Below are 20,420 nucleotides of genomic sequence, written 5' to 3'. Positions count from 1 at the left end.
TCTAAGCAGAAATCTTGCCAATACCGGCAAAACGCCGCTTTTCAGGAACTTACGGGCCTGTGGGCGACAGTGATGGGCGTCACACCAAGGTGGTCGCACCAGAAGAGCGCCAAACCGCACCGCGCCATGCACACAATTAGTGCGCAAACAGCTTGCCGGCTGCCAAAAATCACCGTGCTACACTGCCGCCAGTTCATTCTGGAAGGTTCCCATGCTGCCACCCAAAGCGTTGCTCGATGCCCTCAGCAGCCAGGCCAGTCGCCTGCTCAGCGGCGACAACCCGCTGCCCCGCAGTGAAATCGAAAGCCAGCTCAAGGCACTATTGCAGAGCAGCTTCAGCAAACTGGATCTGGTCAGCCGCGAGGAATTCGACAGCCAGATGGTCGTACTGGCCCGCACCCGCGCGCGACTCGAAGCCCTGGAAGCCAAGGTCGCCGAACTCGAAACGCGCACCGCAACGACGCAACAGGCGCCGGTCGAGTAGCCTGACGGGCCGGGCGTGATCAGGGAGTGAATCGATGTCGCTGGCCATAGTCCATAGTCGCGCTCAGGTCGGCGTCGATGCTCCCAGCGTCACCGTCGAAGCCCACCTGGCCAACGGTCTGCCTTCTCTGGCCCTGGTCGGGCTGCCGGAAACCGCGGTCAAGGAATCCAAGGATCGCGTACGCAGCGCCATTCTCAATTGCGCGCTGGATTTCCCACCCCGCCGTATCACCTTGAATCTCGCGCCAGCGGACCTGCCCAAGGATGGTGGCCGCTTCGATCTGGCCATTGCCCTGGGCATTCTTGCCGCCAGCGGCCAACTACCCGGCGAATCCCTTACCAGCCTCGAATGCCTTGGCGAGCTCGCCTTGTCCGGTGCAATCCGCCCGGTACAGGGCGTGCTGCCTGCAGCACTGGCGGCCCGGCAGGCCGGGCGCACTCTGGTGGTGCCAAAGGAAAACGCCGAGGAAGCCAGCCTGGCTACCGGCCTCACCGTGCTGGCGGTCGATCATCTGCTGGAGCTGGTGGCGCACCTGAACGGCCAGACGCCGCTGGCGCCCTACCAGGCCCAAGGCCTGCTGCGTCACACCCAGCCCTATCCGGACCTCGCCGAAGTGCAGGGGCAGATCGCCGCCAAGCGTGCCCTGCTGGTTGCTGCCGCAGGCGGCCATAACCTGTTGTTGAGCGGGCCGCCCGGTACTGGCAAGACCCTGCTGGCGAGCCGCCTGCCCGGCCTGCTGCCGCCGCTGACCGAGGAAGAAGCCCTGCAGGTCGCCGCGATTCGCTCGGTGGCGAGCCACACTCCGTTAAATAATTGGCCGCAGCGCCCCTTCAGGCACCCGCACCACAGTGCATCCGGCCCGGCGCTAGTGGGGGGCGGCAGTCGCCCGCAGCCAGGAGAAATTACTCTGGCCCATCATGGCGTGCTGTTTCTGGACGAGTTGCCCGAGTTCGATCGCCGCGTGCTGGAAGTGCTTCGCGAGCCCCTGGAAAGCGGCCATATCGTGATTGCCCGCGCCCGCGACAAGGTCAGCTTCCCTGCCCGCTTCCAACTGGTGGCGGCCATGAACCCCTGCCCCTGCGGTTTTCTCGGCGATCCCAGCGGGCGTTGTCGCTGCAGCCCGGAGCAGATCCAGCGTTACCGCGGCAAGCTCTCCGGACCATTGCTCGACCGCATCGACCTGCACATTACCGTGGCCCGCGAGAGCACCCAGCTCGATGCCCCGGCAGATAACGGCGAAACCAGCGAGGCGGCTGCCGGCCGCGTTGCGGCAGCACGGGATATCCAACTGCAGCGACAGGGCACCGCCAACGCCTTTCTCGACCTGCCTGGGCTGCGCACTCATTGCCATCTGGCTGATGAAGACCGCCAGTGGCTGGAGCACGCCTGCGAGCGCCTTACGCTGTCGCTGCGCTCTGCCCATCGCGTGCTGAAAGTGGCGAGAACCCTGGCCGACCTGCAGGCCGAGGAGCGCATCAGTCGCCAGCATCTGGCCGAGGCGCTGCAGTACCGCACCAGCCTGTGAGCCTGCGCAAATAAGCTGAACGAAACGGCTAGTGGCTTATCGATAGCAGGCGTGGCCACTAATCCGATTACCGGTGATGCTACAATCGCGGGCCTTCCGCTTTTGGCGGCCATCCGAAAAACCGAGTCGCATTTCCATCCTGCCATCTTCCCGATACGGCCTACGCTGCTCCGGGAATATGCACGTAGTGGACTGACTCTGACCAAGGAGAGCTAGCTCAATGGGGGCAAACTTGTCTTCCCGCTCCACCCTCAACCCGCCGGTGTTCTTCGGCTCGACCTTTCTGATCGCCTGCCTGGTGATCTACAGCACGGCCTTCAAGGACAACGCCCAGAGCGTGTTCGGCGCCACCCAGGCCTGGATCATCGAGAATGCCAGTTGGGTCTATATCCTTTCCGTCGCGCTAATCTTGCTGTTCGTGGTGTTCCTGGCCATGAGCCGTTTCGGCGACATCAAGCTCGGCCCCGACCACAGCGAGCCCGAATACAACAACACCACTTGGTTCTCCATGCTGTTCTGCGCCGGCATGGGCATCGGCCTGATGTTCTTTGGCGTGGCCGAGCCGGTGATGCACTTCATCGACCCGCCAGTGGGCGACCCGCAGACGGTCACCGCGGCGAAGGAAGCGATGAAGCTGACGTTCTTCCACTGGGGCCTGCACGCCTGGGCGATCTACGCCATCGTCGCGCTGATCCTGGCCTACTTCGCCTTCCGGCATAACCTGCCGCTGACCCTGCGCTCGGCGCTGTATCCCTTGATCGGCGACCGCATTTACGGCCCCATCGGCCATGCGGTGGATATCTTCGCGGTCATCGGTACCGTGCTCGGCGTGGCCACTTCGCTGGGCTACGGCGTGCTGCAGATCAACACCGGGCTCAATCATCTCTACGGCCTGCCGACCACCACCACGGTGCAGATCGGCCTGTTGATCTTCACCATGCTGCTGGCGACCATTTCCGTGGTCAGCGGCCTGGACAAGGGCATCCGCCGCCTGTCCGAGCTCAACATGCTGCTGGCCGTAGGGCTGCTGCTGATCGTGCTGGTACTCGGCCCCACCGTGTTCATCATGCAGACCTTCGTGCAGAACACCGGCGGCTACCTGTCGGAGATCGTCAGCAAGACTTTCAACCTCTACGCCTACGAGCCGACCGACTGGATCGGCGGTTGGACCCTGTTCTACTGGGGCTGGTGGCTGTCCTGGTCGCCCTTCGTCGGCCTGTTCATCGCACGCATCTCCCGCGGCCGCACCATCCGCCAGTTCATCAGCGGTGTGCTGGTGGTACCGGCCGGCTTCACGCTGCTGTGGATGACCGTGTTCGGCGATACCGCGATTCACATGATCCTGGTCGACGGGATTACCGACCTCGCTGAAGCCGTCAATCAGGACAGCTCCCTGGCCCTGTTCGCCTTTCTCGAGCATTTCCCGCTGTCGATGATCCTGTCGCAGATCGCGGTGCTGATGATCGTGGTGTTCTTTGTCACCTCGGCGGACTCCGGCGCCATGGTGGTGGACATGCTCGCCTCCGGCGGCCAGGACCAGACACCGGTGTGGCAGCGCATCTTCTGGGCCGCGTTGATGGCGGTGGTGGCGGCTTCGCTGCTGCTCGCCGATGGCCTCAAGGCGCTGCAGACGGCGACCATCGCCAGCGCCCTGCCCTTCGTGATCGCCCTGATGGCCTCGATGTGGGGCCTGCTGCGTGCCCTGCAGATCGATGCAGCCAAACGTAACCTGCGCGACCAGGTCGCTTTAAGCCCCCGCGGTGCATCGACCCCTGGCGGCTGGCAACGTCGCCTGCGCAGCATGGTGATGCTGCCGCGCCGCTCTCACGTGAATCGCTTCATCGCCGAGACGGTGCTGCCCGCCTGCCAGCAGGTGGCCGAGGAAATGCGCAAGCAGGGGCGTGAAGCACAAGTCGAAAGCGGCGAAGATGGCCGTGTCACCCTGTCGGTCAGCCATGGTGCCGAAGCGGACTTCCAGTATCAGGTACGCCCCCGCGCCCTGATCCAGCCGAGTTTCGCCTTGCGTGACACCCGCGACGACTCCAGCGAGGAGCGCAAGTACTTCCGCGCCGAGGTTCACCTCAACGAGGGCGGCCAGGATTACGACGTGATGGGCTGGAACCGTGAAGAAGTGATCGGCGACATCCTCGACCAGTACGAGCGCCACATGCACTTCCTGCATCTGACGCGTTAAACTTCCGCAGCAACGAAAACGCCCGGGCCGTGATAGCCCGGGCGTTTTTATATCTGCCTTCCTTGCCTCTGCTGGGCAACCAGCGCTGACGGGTGGCCGGGCGCAGCATGATGAATGCGTAGCGAGCGCTGACCGCCCCGGGTGCGAAGTCGCCAGCCTCTCCAAGAGCCTGTCCACGACCTTTCGGCTCGTCTTTCAGCGCTTTGCCTGCAAAAGGCAGCAGCCGTTCGCTGATCCACTGTGGAAGCTCGCCATGCGCGCGAAAAATTGCGGGCATGGACTGGGCGTCCCCGCCCGCTCCCACAAGTACTGCATCAATGTCCGCTTCTGCCTTGCAGCAGTCTCTCTAATGTTGCCCAAAACGCTCGTGAATAGACTCTGACGGATGATGCAGGCATCGGCATGCCATTGCCGGAAATGAAAATGCCCGCCCTGCTTGCGCAGCGGGCGGGCATCGTCTTCCAGCTCACATGCCTTAGTGAGCCGGCTTGGCCTCAGGACGAGCGCCAATAGCGTTCTGGCTTTCTTCCATGACCTGCTGGATCGCCTTGCGACGGCGCTCCTCGGCGCGGTGGGTGAAGAACCACACCAGGAACGTAGCCAGCGACACGGCCAGCAGGATCAGGCTGGCAATGGCGTTGATGGCCGGCGTCACGCCCAGGCGTACCTTGGAGAACACTTCCATCGGCAGCGTGGTGGCGCCAGGGCCGGACACGAAGCTGGCCAGTACCAGGTCATCGAGCGACAAGGCGAAGGACATCATGCCGCCAGCCATCAGCGAGGGCGCGATCATCGGAATTGTGATCAGAAAGAACACTTTCCACGGCCGCGCACCGAGATCCATGGCCGCTTCTTCGATGGACAGGTCCAGCTCGCGCAGACGGGCCGATACCACCACCGCCACATAGGCCGAGCAGAACGTCGTGTGGGCAATCCAGATGGTCATCATGCCACGCTCTGCCGGCCAGCCGATCAGTTGCGCCATGGCCACGAACAGCAGCAGCAGCGACAGACCGGTGATCACTTCCGGCATCACCAGCGGCGCGGTGACCAGGCCGCCGAATAGGGTGCGGCCCTTGAAACGGCTGATGCGGGTCAGCACGAAGGCTGCCAGCGTACCCAGCGCCACCGCGGCAACCGCCGTATAGAGGGCAATCTCCAGAGAGCGCCATACGGCGCCCATCAACTGGCGGTCGTCGAGCAGGCTCCAGTACCACTTGGTCGACCAGCCGCCCCACACCGTTACCAGGCGCGACTCGTTGAACGAGTAGATCACCAGGATGACCATCGGCAGGTAGATGAACAACAGGCCGACCCACAGCATCAGCGAGGAGAAACGGAAGTTCTTCATACCCGTCCCTCCAATTCCTTAGCCCGGATTGTGGGTGAAGAGCCGGTTGAACAGAATGATCGTTGCTGTGCGCTGTATCGCGTCATACACGACCCTCCAATTCCTTAGCCTGGTTGCGATTGAACAGAATGATCGGGATCAGCAGGATCGCCAGCATCACCACCGCCAGCGCCGAGGCCACCGGCCAGTCGCGGTTGTTGAAGAATTCCTGCCACAGCACCTTGCCGATCATCAGGGTTTCCGGCCCGCCGAGCAGTTCGGGGATCACGAATTCGCCAACCACCGGGATGAACACCAGCATGCAGCCGGCGATGATGCCGTTCTTGGACAGCGGTACAGTGATCTTCCAGAAGCTGTTGAAGTTGCTCGAACCAAGGTCCGAGGCCGCTTCGAGCAGGCTCTGGTCGTGCTTCACCAGGTTGGCGAACAGCGGCAGGATCATGAACGGCAGGTACGAGTAGACGATGCCGATGTACACCGCGGTATTGGTATTGAGGATCTGCAGCGGTGCGTCGATCAGGCCGATGGTCTGCAGAAAGCCGTTGAGCAGGCCGTTGTTGCTGAGGATGCCCATCCACGCGTAGACGCGGATCAGGATCGCGGTCCAGGTCGGCATCATCACCAGCAGCAGCAGAACGGTCTGGGTTTCCTTCTTGGCCCGGGCAATGGCATAGGCCATCGGATAGCCGATGACCAGGCAGGCCAGGGTGCTGATGAAGGCGATCTTCAGCGAGCCCAGGTAGGCGGCCAGGTACAGCTCATCCTCGGTGAGGAAGATGTAGTTGCCCAGGTTCAGCACCACCTGCAGGGTGTTGTCGACCCAGGTGTAGATTTCCGTGTAGGGAGGGATCGCCACATCGGCTTCGGCGAAGCTGATCTTCAGCACGATGATGAACGGCAGCAGGAAGAACAGGAACAGCCAGATGAACGGAATGCCGATCACCAGGTGTCGGCCGTTAGGCATACGCTTGGTCAGGCTGCTCATCTTCATGATTGCAATACCACGCCACTGTCGTCTTCCCAGAACACCACCACCGGGTCATCCCAGGTCGGTCGCTTGCCGCGGCGCTCGGCGTTGGCGATGAAGCATTGCACGATCTGCCCGGAGGTCAGCTTGACGTAGTAGACCGAATGGCCGCCCAGGTAGGCGATGTCGTGAACGGTGCCGTGGCTCCAGTTGTAGTCCGGGTGCTCGTGATCGGCGGGCAGCTGGGTGGCCATCAGCAGCTTTTCCGGGCGCAGGGCATAGGTGACCTGGGTTTCCTGGGCGCGGGTACTGATGCCATGACCGATGTAGATCGGCTTGTCCAACTGCGGGCAGTCGATCACCGCGTGGTCGGTGTCATCGTGGACGATCTGCCCGTCGAACAGGTTGACGTTGCCGATGAATTCGCAGACCAGGCGGCTGGCCGGCGTCTCGTAGACGTCGATCGGGCTGCCGATCTGGGCGATCCAGCCCAGGTGCATGATGGCGATGCGCTGGGCCATGGTCATGGCCTCTTCCTGGTCATGGGTGACCATCACGCAGGTCACGCCGACGCGCTCGATGATTTCCACCAGTTCGAGCTGCATCTGCGAGCGCAGTTTCTTGTCCAGTGCGCCCATGGGCTCGTCGAGCAGCAGCAGCTTGGGGCGCTTGGCAAGCGAGCGGGCCAGGGCCACGCGCTGGCGCTGACCGCCGGAGAGCTGGTGCGGCTTGCGCTTAGCGTACTGGGTCATGTGCACCAGCTTGAGCATCTCGGCCACGCGCTCGTCGATCTCGGCCTTGGACATTCTGTCCTGCTTGAGGCCGAAGGCGATGTTGTCAGCCACGCTCATGTGCGGAAACAGCGCGTAGGACTGGAACATCATATTGATCGGTCGATCGTAGGGCGGCAGTTCGGTGATGTCCTGGCCGTCGAGGAAGATGCGTCCCTCGGTGGGCCGCTCGAAGCCGGCGAGCATGCGCAGCAGGGTTGATTTGCCCGAGCCGGAACCACCGAGCAGGGCGAAGATTTCACCCTTGTTGATGGTCAGCGAGACATCGTCGACGGCGACGGTTTCGTCGAATTTCTTGGTCACGCGCTCGATTTTGACCAGCACCTCTTTGGGTTGCTGGCTGCCCTCGATGACCTTCTTATAGGCACTGGAAGCAACTGCCATTACCAAACTCCCGCAGTATAAAGGGCGCCCGGCGAGGGCCGGGCGCTAAACGATTTCACCTACCGGACTTTATCTTGGTCCAGCTTCGCGTCATCAGGCGCTGCGCCTTGGGCGGCAGTTCGGCCATCACGTACAACTTGTCCAGCACGGCCTGCGGTGGGTACACCGACTCGTCCTGGCGAATGTCCTGGTCCATCAGCTCCCCCGCCTTGACGTTGGGGTTGGCATAGCCGACATAGTCACTGACCCCGGCGATCACCTTGGGATCGAGGAGGTAGTTGATGAAGGCATGGGCCTGCTCGACATTGCTGGCATCCTTGGGAATGGCGAGCATGTCAAACCACAGGTTGGCGCCTTCCTTGGGAATCGCATAGGCGATTTCGACGCCCTTTCCGGCTTCCGCGGCACGGTCCGATGCCTGCAAGACATCGCCCGAGTAGCCGAACGCCACGCAGATGTTGCCGTTGGCGAGGTCGGAGATGTATTTCGAGGAGTGGAAGTAGCTCACGTAGGGGCGCACTTCCATCAGCTTGGCTTCGGCCTTGGCGTAGTCATCGGCGTTCTGGCTGTTCGGATCCAGGCCCAGGTAGTTGAGCACCGAGGGGATCATCTCGTCGGCCGAATCCATGAACGACACGCCGCAGCTGGCGAGTTTCTTCATGTTCTGCGGCTCGAACAGCACGGCCCAGGAGTCGATCTTGTCGACGCCCAGCACTTCCTTGACCTTGGCGACGTTGTAGCCAATGCCGTTGGTGCCCCACAGATAAGGCACGGCGTACTGGTTACCCGGGTCGTTGGTTTCCAGCTGCTTGAGCAGCGCCGGATCGAGGTTGTTCCAATTCGGCAGCTTGCTACGGTCGAGCTTCTGGAACGCGCCCGCCTTGATCTGCTTGCCGAGAAAATGATTGGACGGCACCACCACGTCGTAGCCGCTACGGCCGGCGAGCAGTTTGCCTTCCAGGGTTTCGTTGGAGTCGAAGACGTCGTAGACCGGTTTGATGCCCGTGGCCTTCTGGAATTCGGCCAGGGTGTCCTCGCCGATGTAGTCGCTCCAGTTGTAGATATGCACGGTACCGTCCGCATGTGCCAGGGTTGCCAAGCCAACCGAAAGCGCGGTCGTTGTCAGGATCTTGCCCAGGGGAAAATGCACAGGTCGTCCTCTTCTTGTGGCTCATCACCGACTGGTGACGTATCGCGATTCAGGAGAGCGCCATGGCAACGCCACGGCACTCGACGGGTGGCGATCCACCCTCTGCCCATAAACGCAAACCGCAGTGCCAAGGCACCGCGGTCCGCAGGCGATCAGCGACCAGACTTGATCTTCGTCCAGCTACGGGTCATGGCGCGCTGGGCGGCCGGCGGCAGATCCGGGAAGGCGTACAGCTTGCCCATGGTTTCCTGGGTCGGATACACGCCCGGGTCGTTACGAATGGCCTCATCCACCAGCGGCGTGGCTTTCGCGTTGCCGTTCGGGAAGTGCACTTCGTTGGTGATTTCGGCCATGATTTCCGGCTTCAGCAGGAAATTCAGGAAGGCATGGGCCGACTCGACGTTTTCCGCATCGGCCGGGATGGCGACCATGTCGAAGAAGGCACCAGCGCCCTGCTTCGGAATGTTGTAGGAAACCTTGACCTTGCCACCGGCCTCTTCAGCGCGCGACTTGGCCTGGTAGATATCACCCGAGTAACCCACGGCCACGCAGAGGTTGCCGTTGGCCAGGTCGGAGATGTACTTGGAGGAGTGGAAATAGGTGACCGACGGGCGGATCTTCATGAACAGCGCTTCGGCTTCCTTGAGCTGCTTCGGATCGGTGCTGGTCGGCTCATAGCCCAGATACTGCATGGCGATCGGCAGGATCTCGGTTGGCGAATCGAGGAACGACACGCCGCAGGCCTTCAGCTTCTCGATGTTCTCGGGTTTGAACAGCAGATCCCAGGAATCCACAGGAGCGTTTTCGCCCAGCGCGGCCTTGACCTTTTCCGGGTTGAAGCCGATGCCGACCGTGCCCCACATGTACGGGAAGGAATACAGGTTACCCGGATCGCTGACCTCGACGGTTTTCAGCAGGTTCTTGTCCAGGTTTTCCCAGTTCGGCAACTTGGACTTGTCCAGCGGCTGGTAGACCTTGGCCTTGATCTGCTTGGCCAGGAAGCTGTTGGACGGTACCACGATGTCGTAACCCGACTTGCCGGCGAACAGCTTGGCTTCCAGGGTTTCGTTGGAGTCGAAGACGTCGTAGGTGACCTTGATGCCGGTCTCCTTGGTGAACTTCTCGATGGTGTCCGGGGCGATATAGTCCGACCAGTTGTAGACGTTCAATACCTTGCCATCTGCCTGCGCCATACCGGCCACGGCGCCGGCCAGCGTCACCGCCAGCAGAGTCTTGCCGAAAGTCTTGATCATGCGGTTCAGCTCCCTCATATGATGTCGATTAACCGGGCCGCCGTTCTACGCGGAGGGACCCATTTTTTTGGCCGGCAAGTCTGGCGACAACAGCCCCATCGCTCAAGCCCTGACAGGCAATTGATTACACCCGACCGTCGTTGCGTGCGAAAGCGCTGCAGCAGCCGTCAGGCCAGTAAAGCACGGGCGGTGAGATCCAGGCATTTGCGGGCCTTTTCCACCAGCTCGTCGATTTCGCTCTTGCTGATCACCAACGGCGGCGAAATGATCATGGTGTCGCCCACGGCGCGCATGATCAGTCCGTTTTCGAAACAGTGACCGCGGCAGATCATACCCACCGCCTTGTCGCTCGGATAACGCGTGCGGGTCTGTTTATCCTTCACCAGTTCGATGGCGCCCAGCATGCCCACACCGCGCACTTCGCCGACCAATGGGTGATCGGCCAGTTCACGCAGTCGTTTCTGCAAATACGGTGCCGTTTCTTCTCTGACCTGCTCGACGATCTTTTCTTCGCGCAGAATTCGGATGTTTTCCAGCGCCACCGCCGCCGCTACCGGATGCCCGGAATAGGTGAAGCCGTGGTTGAAATCGCCGCCTTCGTTGAGCACCTTGACGATCTCGTCGCGCACCACCAGGCCGCCCATCGGCACGTAGCCAGACGTCAGGCCCTTGGCGATGGTCATCATGTCCGGCGTGTTGCCGTAGTAGTCGCTGCCGAACCATTGGCCGGTACGGCCGAAACCACAGATCACCTCGTCGGCGACGAAGAGGATGTCGTACTTGGCGAGAATCTCGCGCACGCGCGGCCAATAGCTGTCCGGCGGAATGATCACCCCACCGGCGCCCTGGATCGGCTCGGCCAGGAAGGCGGCGACGTTATCTTCGCCGACCTCGAGAATCTTCTTCTCCAGCTCGTCTGCAGCCCAGATACCGAAAGCTTCCGGCGTCATGTCACCACCCTCGCCGAACCAGTATGGCTGGGCGATGTGCACGATACCTGGAATCGGCAGGTCGCCCTGCTCATGCATGCCCTTCATGCCGCCCAGGCTGGCGCCCGCGACGGTGGAGCCGTGGTAGCCGTTCTCGCGAGCGATCACCACCTTCTTGTTTGGTTTGCCCTTGAGCGCCCAGTAATGGCGAACCATGCGCAGCATGGTGTCATTGCCTTCCGAGCCCGAACCGGTGAAGAACACATGGTTCATGCCGGCAGGGGTCACGTCGGCGAGCGCCTTGGCCAGTTCCAGCACCGGCGGGTGGGCGGTCTGGAAGAACGTGTTGTAGAACGGTAGCTCGCGCATCTGCCTGCTGGCCGCCTCCACCAGCTCTTCGCGGCCGTAGCCAACGGCCAGGCACCACAGCCCGGCCATGCCATCGAGGATCTTGTTGCCTTCACTGTCCCACAGGTGCACGCCCTCACCGCGGGTGATGATGCGCGGGCCTTTCTCGGCCAGTTGCTTGAAGTCACTGAAAGGCGCCAGGTGATGGTCGCGGCTCATGGCCTGCCACTGCTGGGTTTTCGCATTGTTTGCCGTCATGTTCACCTCTTTATGAATGGGGCCGTGCGGATCGCGCGCCAGCCCCGGCTGGATCAGACCGAGAGCAGCAGGAACTCGCGCTCCCAGGAACTGATCACGCGCTTGAAGTTCTCGTGCTCGGCACGCTTGACCGCCACATAGCCACTGACGAACTTGTGGCCAAGGTACTGCTCCACGACCTGGCAGGTTTCCATGCGTTCCAGCGCCGCTTCCAGGGTCAGCGGCAGGCGCAGGTTACGGCGCTCGTAGCCACGCCCGACCACCGGTGCGCTGGGCTCGATGCCTTCGACCATGCCGATGTAGCCGCATAGCAGGCTGGCTGCCAGGGCCAGATAAGGGTTGGCATCGGCGCCGGCCAAGCGGTTTTCCACCCGGCGATTCTGCGGCGTGGCATCCGGCACGCGCAGGCCGACGGTGCGATTCTCCTCGCCCCATTCGACGTTCACCGGCGCCGAGGTATCGGGCAGGAAGCGGCGGAACGAGTTGACGTTGGGGGCGAACAGCGGCAGCACTTCGGGAATGTATTTCTGCAGGCCGCCGATGTGGTGCATGAACAGTTGGCTCATCGAACCGTCTTCGTTGGAGAAGATGTTCTTGCCGGTCTTCAGGTCGATGATGCTCTGGTGCAGGTGCATGGCGCTGCCTGGCTCATCGGTGATCGGCTTGGCCATGAAGGTCGCGGCCACGTCGTGCTTGAGCGCCGCTTCGCGCATGGTGCGCTTGAACACCAGGATCTGATCGGCCAGGTGCAGGGCCTCGCCGTGACGGAAGTTGATCTCCATCTGCGCCGGGCCCTCTTCGTGGATCAGGGTGTCCAGATCCAGCCCCTGCAGCTCGCACCAGTCGTACATGTCTTCGAACAGCGGGTCGAATTCGTTGGCTGCGTCGATCGAGAAGCTCTGCCGGCCGGTTTCCGGGCGGCCGGAACGGCCCATCGGCGCCACCAGCGGGAAGTCCGGGTCGCTGTTGCGCTTGGTCAGGTAGAACTCCATCTCCGGCGCCACGATCGGCTGCCAGCCCTTGTCGGTGTAGAGGCGCAGCACTTTCTTGAGGATGTTGCGCGGCGACAGCTCGATGGGGTTGCCCTGCTTGTCGTAGGTGTCGTGAATCACCTGAGCGGTGGGCTCGATGGCCCAAGGCACGATGAACACGGCGTTCTCGTCCGGCCGGCAGAACATGTCGATATCGGCCGGATCGAGCAGGTCGTAGTACACATCGTCTTCGACGTAATCGCCGGTGACGGTCTGCAGCAGTACGCTCTCGGGCAGGCGCATGCCTTTTTCGTCGAGGAATTTGTTGGTCGGCGAGATCTTGCCCCGGGCAATCCCCGTCAGGTCGCTGACCAGACATTCGACTTCGGTGATCTTGCGTTCTTTCAACCAGCTGGAAAGCTGGTCCAATTTGGTGCTCATAGAGACCTCAGGTTTTTTGAAACCGGCATCCTCGGCCGGCTCGACATGCCCCGAACCTGGCGGCGGGCTTGGCCGCCCAGCACCAGCGCACGGGATAATCCAGGATGTTCACGTCGTCGCGGGCAACCGCCCGAAAGCTCCTTCAGGCGCGCAAGCCGGAGCCCTGCATACCCACAGCGGCGTGCCACCGCATCGCCCACGACTGTAACCGACCTTTGTTGCACTCGACAGCGCCAGATGCCATTGCAAAGCGCGCGCCGTCCCCGTCAGACATTGCCGAGCACGATCGATCAGCCACGCAAAAGCACATCGCATGGGCGCGTGAAGCTGCGCGGGTCGACAGAAAAGCATAGACAGGAGGAACAGAGGGAAGCTGACGGAGTGTGCAGATTTTCGAGCGATTCGACGCGATGGCATCTCTATAAGCAAATGCCGCGCAAAGCGCTGTACGAGCGTTACGCGCAAGGCTCTGTCGGCTTCGGCCATAGCCGGCAATGCCGCGAACCATGTGGGACTGGCAATGACGCCGGACAGCGACATGCAGCTCATGAAACACCCGTATTGTTGGATTATTTGGGCTTTCGCCGAGCTTAGCCTTGTTCATTTTTTTATACAACCCGTTCATATCGGCTTCCAAAAGCCTGGGATCGATGCCTAAAACGGTGCAGTTTTTTTCCACGGAAACGCCCTGAAACGCCCTAAAAATGGCCATCATGCTCCGGATTGGGGCAGCATCTCGTTACCTTGACAGTGCCTGGCGTTTGGGATTGACTCCCGGTGTGTGAGCAATTGATTGATATTTTTAACAACATAGGTGTTGCATCATGTCGGTACCCCCGCGTGCCGTTCAGCTCAATGAAGCGAACGCGTTCCTCAAGGAACATCCTGAGGTTCAGTTCGTCGACCTTCTGATTGCAGATATGAATGGCGTCGTGCGCGGCAAGCGCATCGAACGCGCCAGCCTCCACAAGGTGTATGAAAAGGGCATCAACCTGCCTGCTTCGCTGTTCGCCCTGGACATCAATGGCGCCACCGTCGAAAGCACCGGCCTTGGCCTGGACATCGGCGACGCCGACCGTATCTGCTTCCCCATCCCCGATACCCTGTGCAAGGAACCCTGGCAGAAGCGCCCGACCGCGCAATTGCTGATGACCATGCACGAACTAGACGGCAGCCCCTTCTTTGCCGATCCCCGTGAGGTATTGCGTCAGGTGGTACAGAAGTTCGACGAACTTGGCCTGACCATCTGCGCGGCCTTCGAACTGGAGTTCTACCTGATCGATCAGGAGAACGTGAATGGCCGCCCGCAACCGCCGCGCTCGCCGATTTCCGGCAAGCGTCCGCACTCCACCCAGGTCTACCTGATTGACGACCTCGACGAGTATGTAGACTGCCTGCAGGACATGCTCGAAGCTGCCAAGGAACAAGCGCTGCCCGCCGACGCCATCGTCAAGGAAAGCGCACCGGCGCAGTTCGAGGTCAACCTGCACCACACCAAGGACGCGCTCAAGGCCTGCGATCATGCGTTGCTGCTCAAGCGCCTGATCAAGAACATCGCCTACGACCATGAGATGGACTCCACCTTCATGGCCAAACCCTATCCGGGCCAGGCGGGCAACGGCCTGCACGTGCACATATCGCTGCTCGACAAGAAAACCGGCCAGAACATCTTCGCCACCGAAGACCCCGAGCAGCACGCACCGCTGCGCCATGCCATCGCCGGGATCCTCGACACCATGCCGGCGTCGATGGCGTTCCTGTGCCCGAACGTCAACTCCTATCGCCGCTTCGGTGCGCAGTTCTACGTGCCGAACGCGCCGAGCTGGGGCCTGGACAACCGTACCGTGGCCGTTCGCGTACCGACCGGCAGCAGCGATGCGATTCGCATCGAGCACCGCGTCGCCGGCGCCGATGCCAACCCTTACCTGATGATGGCAGCCATCCTGGCCGGTATTCACCACGGCCTGACCAACGAGCTGGATCCGGGCGAGCCCATCGAGGGCAACTCTTACGAGCAACTGGAGCAGAGCCTGCCGAACAACCTGCGCGATGCCCTGCGCGAGCTGGACGACAGCGAGGTACTCAACAAGTACATCAGCCCGGATTACATCGATATCTTCGTGGCCTGCAAGGAAGCCGAGCTGCAGGAGTTCGAGACGACCATCTCCGATCTCGAGTACAACTGGTACCTGCACACCGTGTGAACGAGAAACGCCGGCGAAAGCCGGCGTTTTCACAGGCGCGTTCGGCGTTATGATTTGGCAACGAGCAGCGCGCCGACATCACGGTATAGCGCCGCCATCGCCAATCAGGACGAATACGTTGATTCACTGCCCAGCGGTTTTGCCAGCCCATCCAAGAGCCCGCATTCAGCAGAGGACAATGCAGTGAGTGCGCGCAAGCCCCGCGCCAGCAGCCAGTCACGCATCGAACAGATTCTGGTCGCGGCCCGTACGCTGTTGGCCGAACAGGGCGTGGCGGGGCTGTCGATCTACACCGTGGCCGAACGAGCCGGCATCGCGCCGTCGTCGATCTACCACTTCTTTCCCAGCGTTCCCGCCCTGCTCCAGGCGCTGACTGCTGACGTGCACCGCGCCTTCCGCGCTTGCCTGCTGGCACCCATCGACGCTGGCCCGCTGCATTGCTGGCGCGACCTCTCACGCATCATCGAACAGCGTATGCTGAGCATCTATGCGGGCGATGCCGCGGCCCGGCAGTTGATTCTGGTCCAGCACGGCCTGAGCGAAGTGACCCAGGCCGACCGTCAGCACGATATCGAGCTCAGCCAACAGACCCGAGCGCTGTTCGATCAGTACTTCGAACTGCCCGCCTTACCGGACGATATCGATGTATTCGCCCTGGCCATGGAATTGGGTGACCGCGTCTATGCACGCTCGATTCACCAGCACGGCGAAATCACGCCACGTTTCGCCGAAGAAGGCTTGCGGGTATTCGAAGCCTACCTGGGGCTGTATTTGCCACCCTTCCTTCGCAAACGTGCAAACGACTGAAGGATGGCCGGCTTGGCCGTGCGTCGACAGGGGCAAGCCGAGCGGCGGCCTACGAATGGGGCAACCCCAATGAATACAAATACCTATCCGCTAATTCATTTGAATAAATCCGAAAGGCGCTGAAAATAGACTTCTATAGCCGATATTTATCGACTATAAGATCAACTTGAAAGGTCATTTTTCGTATTGCTCATTCACCTTAGCAACGATCGGAAGTGAACCACGCATGTGGGAAGCTCTGTGAGCGGCGCCCAGATTTCCGTGACCCATTGAATCCCCCCGGATGGCTCAATCGCCTCCTGAATCCTCGAACGACTTCAGTAATGGAGCACTCCCATGACCACGCTGACTTCCACACCTCGCGCCGACGGCTTCCGCATGCCGGCAGAATGGGAACCCCATAGCCAGACCTGGATGGTGTGGCCGGAGCGGCCGGACAACTGGCGCCTGGGCGGCAAGCCCGCCCAGCACGCATTCACTGCCGTCGCCAGGGCGATCGCCGAATTCGAAGCCGTGACCGTGTGCGCCTCCGCCGCGCAGTACGAGAACGCCTGCGCGCACCTGCAGCACGAACGCATCCGGGTCGTCGAAATGACCACTGACGATGCCTGGGTACGCGATACCGGCCCGACCTTCGTGACCAACGCACAGGGCGAGCTGCGTGGTGTGGACTGGGGCTTCAACGCCTGGGGCGGTTTCGAAGGCGGCCTGTATTTCCCATGGCTGCGCGACGATCAGGTCGCCAGCAAGATCCTCAACATCGAAAGCTGCGACCGTTATCGCACCGAAGGCTTCGTGCTCGAGGGTGGTTCGATTCACGTCGACGGCGAAGGCACCCTGATCACCACGGAAGAGTGCCTGCTCAACCACAACCGCAACCCGCACCTGAACCGCGAACAGATCGAAGCGGTGCTGGCCGATCACCTGGCCATCGACACCGTGATCTGGCTGCCCCACGGGCTCTACAACGACGAGACCGACGGGCACGTCGACAACTTCTGTTGCTACGTGCGCCCGGGCGAAGTGCTGCTGGCCTGGACCGACGATCCGCAAAACCCCAACTACAACCGCTGCCAGGAAGCCATGGCCGTACTGGAAAGCACCCGTGACGCCAAGGGCCGCAAGCTGGTCGTGCACAAGATGCCGATTCCGGGCCCGCTGTACGCCACCGAAGAAGAATGCGCCGGCGTCGACCGCGTACTCGGCAGCCAGGAGCGCAGCCCGGAGGTGCGCCTGGCCGGCTCCTACGTGAATTTCCTGATCGTCAACGGCGGCATCGTCGCGCCCAGCTTCAACGACCCCAAGGACCAGGAAGCCAAGGCCATTCTCGAGCACTTGTTCCCCGAACACCGTGTGGTGATGGTACCGGGCCGGGAAATTCTTCTGGGCGGCGGCAATATCCACTGCATCACCCAGCAACAGCCGGCCGTTACCGCCCGCTGATATCCCGCCATGCATAAACGCAAAAGCCCGGAACCAGTCCGGGCTTTTGCGTTTGAATGGGCCGCTACGCGGCGCGGCCCGTCAACACAGCTTAGAGCAGCGGGATGCTGTAGCTGACGATCAGGCGGTTCTGGTCGGTGTCAGCATTCGCGACTTCGGAACGCAGCGAAGCATTACGCCAGGCGAAGCCCAGGCCTTTGGCAGCGCCCTCCTGCACCACATAGCTGATGGTCAGGTCGCGTTCCCACTCTTTCAGATCGCCAGTAGCCGACTTGATGTTGTCGCCTTTCATGTACAGCACGTTGGCGGTCAGACCGGGAACACCGATCTTGCCGAAGTCGTAGCCGTATTGGGTGATCCAGGTACGCTCGCCAGCACGGCCGAAGTTGCTGATCTGACGGTCGGTAATCAGATAGGTGGTCGCACCGCCTTGGCCAGGGATAGAACCTTGGTTCAACTGGATGAAGTTACTGTCACCGGAGACCTGCTGGTAACCGGCGCTCAGCGCATGGCCTTCCAGGCTGTAGGTGAAGAAAGCGCTCCAGGTGCGGTTGTCGATTTCACCGGTAGTGATACCAGTACCAGCAAGGTTGCGACCGTAGTAACCAGAGCCGACGTAACCATCAGCACGGCCGGCGACGTTGCCGTTCTTACCATCCGAGCTGGTGTCGAAGTAACGCAGGTCAGACTTCAGCGTACCGGCACCCAGCGCCAGAGTGTGGGTCAGACCCAGGAAGTGCTGCTTGTAGAAGTCATCCAGATTGCCGTAATAGTACTGAGCCAGCAGATCCTTATTGATCTTCCAGTCAGCACCGCCGTAATAAAACTTGTTGGAGTCGGCCGCAGCAGTACCAGTCGGAGTGCCTGCGGGACGAGTCGCACCAGCGACAGACAGCGACTCAGCGTTGCTGGAAGTACGGCCTTTAGCGTGCTCCAACTGACCCACAATCAGAGTGAGGTTGTCGATTTCATTGGAAGTGATCTGCGCACCTTCAAAGGTTTGCGGAATCAGACGACCGTCGTTGAAGGTCACGACCGGCAGTTTCGGCTGCAGAGTACCAACGTGCGCGACGGTCTTGGAGAAACGGATCTTGCCGGTCAGGCCCAGGCTGCTGAACTCGTCACGAGCACTACCATCGCTTTCCAGCGGGAAAAGAGCGCTAGGGTTACGATCTTGACCAGTTTTACCAGCACGACCACCACCATCCAGACGCACGCCCAGCAGACCAATAGCGTCAACACCAACACCAATAGTGCCTTCGGTGAAGCCTGACTGCAGGTTTAGCTGAAACGCCTGGCCCCACTCCTCAACTTGGTTGGCATACGCACCGTTATTAACAGTGCGGTCTTGGCTTTCGCGAACATCGTTATTGAAATAGTAGTTACGCAGATCCAGCTTGGCCGTGCTGTCTTCGATAAAGGCAGCGTTGGCAACGTTGCCCAGGGTCAGACCCAGAGTGCCGGCGGCTACGGCCAGCGCCAGGGAAGCTTTTTTCATCGTGATCTCTCCAGTGTTCTGTTCTTTTATTGGCGTTGCACATCGGTCTGGAAGGTGCCGCCTTCTAGGCGCGCAGCCAGCCGAATTCGGGTAAGACCGTCAGGTAGCAGGCAGCCGGAGGGCGCCACAGCTACGGGGACGGCGATACGAAAACTTAGGGGTAAAGATGAAACAGGTTGGTCTGGCTGCAGTGGCGACAGGCAAAGGGCATCGTCTGATTCTCGGCATTATTATTTTTGGCCTTGGAGGGCCATTGCTATGAATTTAGCACAGCAGGTAATGTGCCATGGACGACCAAAGTCGCATAACAGTCAACAATTCAACATGTTACTGGCAAAATGACAGAAGGTGGAGGTCGCTCATCGAGAAAAATGAGCGATTTTCCGCCGAACTTTAGAGGGAATAAGGCGATTTTCCGCCAGATCAGCTGGTGACGATCTGGTTCTTTCCCTGGCGCTTGGCCTGGTACATGGCGGCGTCGGCACGTGCATACAGCACATCGAGTCCAGGGTCACCGCTGCGCAGGGAAGTCAGCCCCTGACTGACAGTGATGCCGAAAGTCGTGCCCTCATGGCTGAACGACAAGCGCTGAATCTCTCGTTGCAGGCGCTGGGCGATCTGCGCGGCCAGTTCCGGCTCACAACCGGGAAACAAGGCCGCGAACTCTTCACCACCGATTCGCCCGAACAGATCGCCCCGACGCAGGACGGAGCTCGCGCAGTTGGCCAGCTGCTGCAGCACCTGGTCGCCAACCTGATGACCGTAGGTGTCATTGATGTGCTTGAAGTCATCCAGGTCAAGGAGCAGAAAAGCCAGCGGCTGCCCATGGGTACGCGCCAGCTCGAATTCACTTTGCGCACATTCGAAGAAGTGCCGCCGGTTGCTGCTCTGCGTCAGCACGTCGGTAGTGGCCAGACGATGCAGCTCGCCCTCGAGTTGCTTCTTCTCGGTGATGTCTTCGGCGATACCAAAGATGACTGGAGAAGCCTGGGTCTCGCTCTGCCGACCGATGAAGCATTTGTCGCTAAGCCAGCGAATCTCGCCATCGGCGCGGATGATCCGATACTCGCGGGCTTCCACGGCGCCGGTATCCAACACCTTGGCCATGCTTTCGGCGGCGTATTCCAGATCATCCGGATAAATGCTGTTGCGCCATTCGCCGTAGTCGGCCAACAGCAAGCCGGCCGAGCGGCCGAAAACCAGCTCGTAGGCCGGGCTGACGTAGATGATTTGCTGAGCCTCCCAATCGAACGCCCAAAGGACGGCGTTCACGCTCCCCAACAGGGTACTGAACAGTTGCTCGCGCTCGCGCAGCCGGGTGCCCTCGGCACGGCTGTGCAGCAAAGCCAGGGTCAGCTCTTCCAGGTCGATAGCAGCAAGTTCATCCATATACCGATCCAGAACATTGGCCTTTTGATTAGG

Annotated in this window: 16 protein-coding genes; 6 read left to right on the top strand and 10 right to left on the bottom strand. The window is 61.0% G+C overall.

Features of this window, described 5'->3' with window-relative positions:
- Nucleotides 1–211 precede the first annotated feature (211 nt).
- The 3 genes from BVH01_RS00890 to BVH01_RS00880 all read left to right on the top strand — a co-directional run bounded on the left by BVH01_RS00890 (nucleotide 212) and on the right by BVH01_RS00880 (nucleotide 4,203).
- A complete protein-coding gene (locus BVH01_RS00890) occupies nucleotides 212–484 on the top strand; it encodes an accessory factor UbiK family protein (RefSeq protein WP_075928530.1) in 273 nt (90 codons plus the stop codon).
- A gap of 34 nt (nucleotides 485–518) precedes the next feature.
- Nucleotides 519–2,009 (top strand): YifB family Mg chelatase-like AAA ATPase, encoded by a 1,491-nt coding sequence (locus BVH01_RS00885; protein ID WP_075928529.1) that lies wholly within the window; start codon nucleotides 519–521, stop codon nucleotides 2,007–2,009.
- A 220-nt stretch (nucleotides 2,010–2,229) separates the two neighbouring features.
- Nucleotides 2,230–4,203, top strand: coding sequence for a choline BCCT transporter BetT (locus BVH01_RS00880; RefSeq protein ID WP_075928528.1), 1,974 nt, complete (start codon nucleotides 2,230–2,232; stop codon nucleotides 4,201–4,203).
- A gap of 475 nt (nucleotides 4,204–4,678) precedes the next feature.
- Here the strand turns inward: BVH01_RS00880 and BVH01_RS00875 are convergent, their stop codons facing one another.
- From BVH01_RS00875 to BVH01_RS24190, 8 genes are all read right to left on the bottom strand, one after another.
- Entirely contained in the window at nucleotides 4,679–5,554 is an 876-nt protein-coding gene (locus BVH01_RS00875; protein WP_075928527.1) for an ABC transporter permease subunit, read from the bottom strand.
- An 82-nt stretch (nucleotides 5,555–5,636) separates the two neighbouring features.
- The gene (locus BVH01_RS00870) at nucleotides 5,637–6,518 is read right to left on the bottom strand and encodes an ABC transporter permease subunit (protein WP_168172944.1); all 882 of its coding nucleotides are present in this window, start codon (nucleotides 6,516–6,518) and stop codon (nucleotides 5,637–5,639) included.
- 23 nt (nucleotides 6,519–6,541) lie between these two features.
- A complete protein-coding gene (gene potA, locus BVH01_RS00865) occupies nucleotides 6,542–7,696 on the bottom strand; it encodes a polyamine ABC transporter ATP-binding protein (RefSeq protein ID WP_075928525.1) in 1,155 nt (384 codons plus the stop codon).
- Nucleotides 7,697–7,751: 55 nt separating this feature from the next.
- The gene (locus BVH01_RS00860) at nucleotides 7,752–8,846 is read right to left on the bottom strand and encodes a polyamine ABC transporter substrate-binding protein (RefSeq protein ID WP_075928524.1); all 1,095 of its coding nucleotides are present in this window, start codon (nucleotides 8,844–8,846) and stop codon (nucleotides 7,752–7,754) included.
- A 152-nt stretch (nucleotides 8,847–8,998) separates the two neighbouring features.
- Nucleotides 8,999–10,099: a polyamine ABC transporter substrate-binding protein gene (locus BVH01_RS00855; RefSeq protein ID WP_075928523.1), complete on the bottom strand. Its 1,101-nt coding sequence runs from the start codon at nucleotides 10,097–10,099 to the stop codon at nucleotides 8,999–9,001.
- Nucleotides 10,100–10,266: 167 nt separating this feature from the next.
- The gene (locus tag BVH01_RS00850) at nucleotides 10,267–11,634 is read right to left on the bottom strand and encodes an aspartate aminotransferase family protein (protein ID WP_075928522.1); all 1,368 of its coding nucleotides are present in this window, start codon (nucleotides 11,632–11,634) and stop codon (nucleotides 10,267–10,269) included.
- Nucleotides 11,635–11,687: 53 nt separating this feature from the next.
- Nucleotides 11,688–13,046 (bottom strand): glutamine synthetase family protein, encoded by a 1,359-nt coding sequence (locus BVH01_RS00845; protein WP_070885911.1) that lies wholly within the window; start codon nucleotides 13,044–13,046, stop codon nucleotides 11,688–11,690.
- Nucleotides 13,047–13,188: 142 nt separating this feature from the next.
- Nucleotides 13,189–13,761, bottom strand: a complete 573-nt coding sequence (locus BVH01_RS24190; RefSeq protein ID WP_139317757.1) for a hypothetical protein — start codon at nucleotides 13,759–13,761, stop codon at nucleotides 13,189–13,191.
- 109 nt (nucleotides 13,762–13,870) lie between these two features.
- On the opposite strand from BVH01_RS24190, the gene BVH01_RS00840 reads away from it, so the two are divergent.
- The 3 genes from BVH01_RS00840 to aguA all read left to right on the top strand — a co-directional run bounded on the left by BVH01_RS00840 (nucleotide 13,871) and on the right by aguA (nucleotide 17,500).
- Nucleotides 13,871–15,250, top strand: coding sequence for a glutamine synthetase family protein (locus BVH01_RS00840; protein ID WP_075928521.1), 1,380 nt, complete (start codon nucleotides 13,871–13,873; stop codon nucleotides 15,248–15,250).
- Between the two features lie 183 nt (nucleotides 15,251–15,433).
- Nucleotides 15,434–16,057 carry a TetR/AcrR family transcriptional regulator gene (locus BVH01_RS00835; RefSeq protein ID WP_075928520.1) on the top strand — a complete coding sequence of 208 codons (624 nt, stop codon included), beginning with the start codon at nucleotides 15,434–15,436 and terminating at the stop codon, nucleotides 16,055–16,057.
- Between the two features lie 336 nt (nucleotides 16,058–16,393).
- Nucleotides 16,394–17,500, top strand: coding sequence for an agmatine deiminase (gene aguA / locus BVH01_RS00830; protein WP_075928519.1), 1,107 nt, complete (start codon nucleotides 16,394–16,396; stop codon nucleotides 17,498–17,500).
- A 91-nt stretch (nucleotides 17,501–17,591) separates the two neighbouring features.
- Here aguA and BVH01_RS00825 read toward each other — a convergent pair whose 3' ends face one another.
- Entirely contained in the window at nucleotides 17,592–18,998 is a 1,407-nt protein-coding gene (locus BVH01_RS00825; RefSeq protein ID WP_075928518.1) for an OprD family porin, read from the bottom strand.
- 423 nt (nucleotides 18,999–19,421) lie between these two features.
- A complete protein-coding gene (locus BVH01_RS00820; RefSeq protein WP_075928517.1) occupies nucleotides 19,422–20,387 on the bottom strand; it encodes a sensor domain-containing diguanylate cyclase in 966 nt (321 codons plus the stop codon).
- Nucleotides 20,388–20,420 lie beyond the last annotated feature (33 nt).

Origin of the sequence: Pseudomonas sp. PA1(2017) (assembly GCF_001945375.1) — a bacterium.
GTDB lineage: Bacteria > Pseudomonadota > Gammaproteobacteria > Pseudomonadales > Pseudomonadaceae > Aquipseudomonas.
The sequence above is the reverse complement of the archived record's forward strand: the minus strand, read 5'-3'. Positions and strand labels throughout refer to the sequence as shown.

Excerpts from the sequence above, each read along its gene's own strand:
- BVH01_RS00890 (WP_075928530.1), top strand. The coding sequence starts at position 212 with ATGCTGCCACCCAAAGCGTTGCTCGATGCCCTCAGCAGCCAGGCCAGT.
- BVH01_RS00885 (WP_075928529.1), top strand. The coding sequence starts at position 519 with ATGTCGCTGGCCATAGTCCATAGTCGCGCTCAGGTCGGCGTCGATGCT.
- BVH01_RS00880 (WP_075928528.1), top strand. The coding sequence starts at position 2,230 with ATGGGGGCAAACTTGTCTTCCCGCTCCACCCTCAACCCGCCGGTGTTC.
- BVH01_RS00875 (WP_075928527.1), bottom strand. The coding sequence starts at position 5,554 with ATGAAGAACTTCCGTTTCTCCTCGCTGATGCTGTGGGTCGGCCTGTTG.
- BVH01_RS00870 (WP_168172944.1), bottom strand. The coding sequence starts at position 6,518 with ATGCCTAACGGCCGACACCTGGTGATCGGCATTCCGTTCATCTGGCTG.
- potA (WP_075928525.1), bottom strand. The coding sequence starts at position 7,696 with ATGGCAGTTGCTTCCAGTGCCTATAAGAAGGTCATCGAGGGCAGCCAG.
- BVH01_RS00855 (WP_075928523.1), bottom strand. The coding sequence starts at position 10,099 with ATGATCAAGACTTTCGGCAAGACTCTGCTGGCGGTGACGCTGGCCGGC.
- BVH01_RS00850 (WP_075928522.1), bottom strand. The coding sequence starts at position 11,634 with ATGACGGCAAACAATGCGAAAACCCAGCAGTGGCAGGCCATGAGCCGC.
- BVH01_RS00845 (WP_070885911.1), bottom strand. The coding sequence starts at position 13,046 with ATGAGCACCAAATTGGACCAGCTTTCCAGCTGGTTGAAAGAACGCAAG.
- BVH01_RS24190 (WP_139317757.1), bottom strand. The coding sequence starts at position 13,761 with ATGATGGCCATTTTTAGGGCGTTTCAGGGCGTTTCCGTGGAAAAAAAC.
- BVH01_RS00840 (WP_075928521.1), top strand. The coding sequence starts at position 13,871 with ATGTCGGTACCCCCGCGTGCCGTTCAGCTCAATGAAGCGAACGCGTTC.
- aguA (WP_075928519.1), top strand. The coding sequence starts at position 16,394 with ATGACCACGCTGACTTCCACACCTCGCGCCGACGGCTTCCGCATGCCG.
- BVH01_RS00825 (WP_075928518.1), bottom strand. The coding sequence starts at position 18,998 with ATGAAAAAAGCTTCCCTGGCGCTGGCCGTAGCCGCCGGCACTCTGGGT.
- BVH01_RS00820 (WP_075928517.1), bottom strand. The coding sequence starts at position 20,387 with ATGGATGAACTTGCTGCTATCGACCTGGAAGAGCTGACCCTGGCTTTG.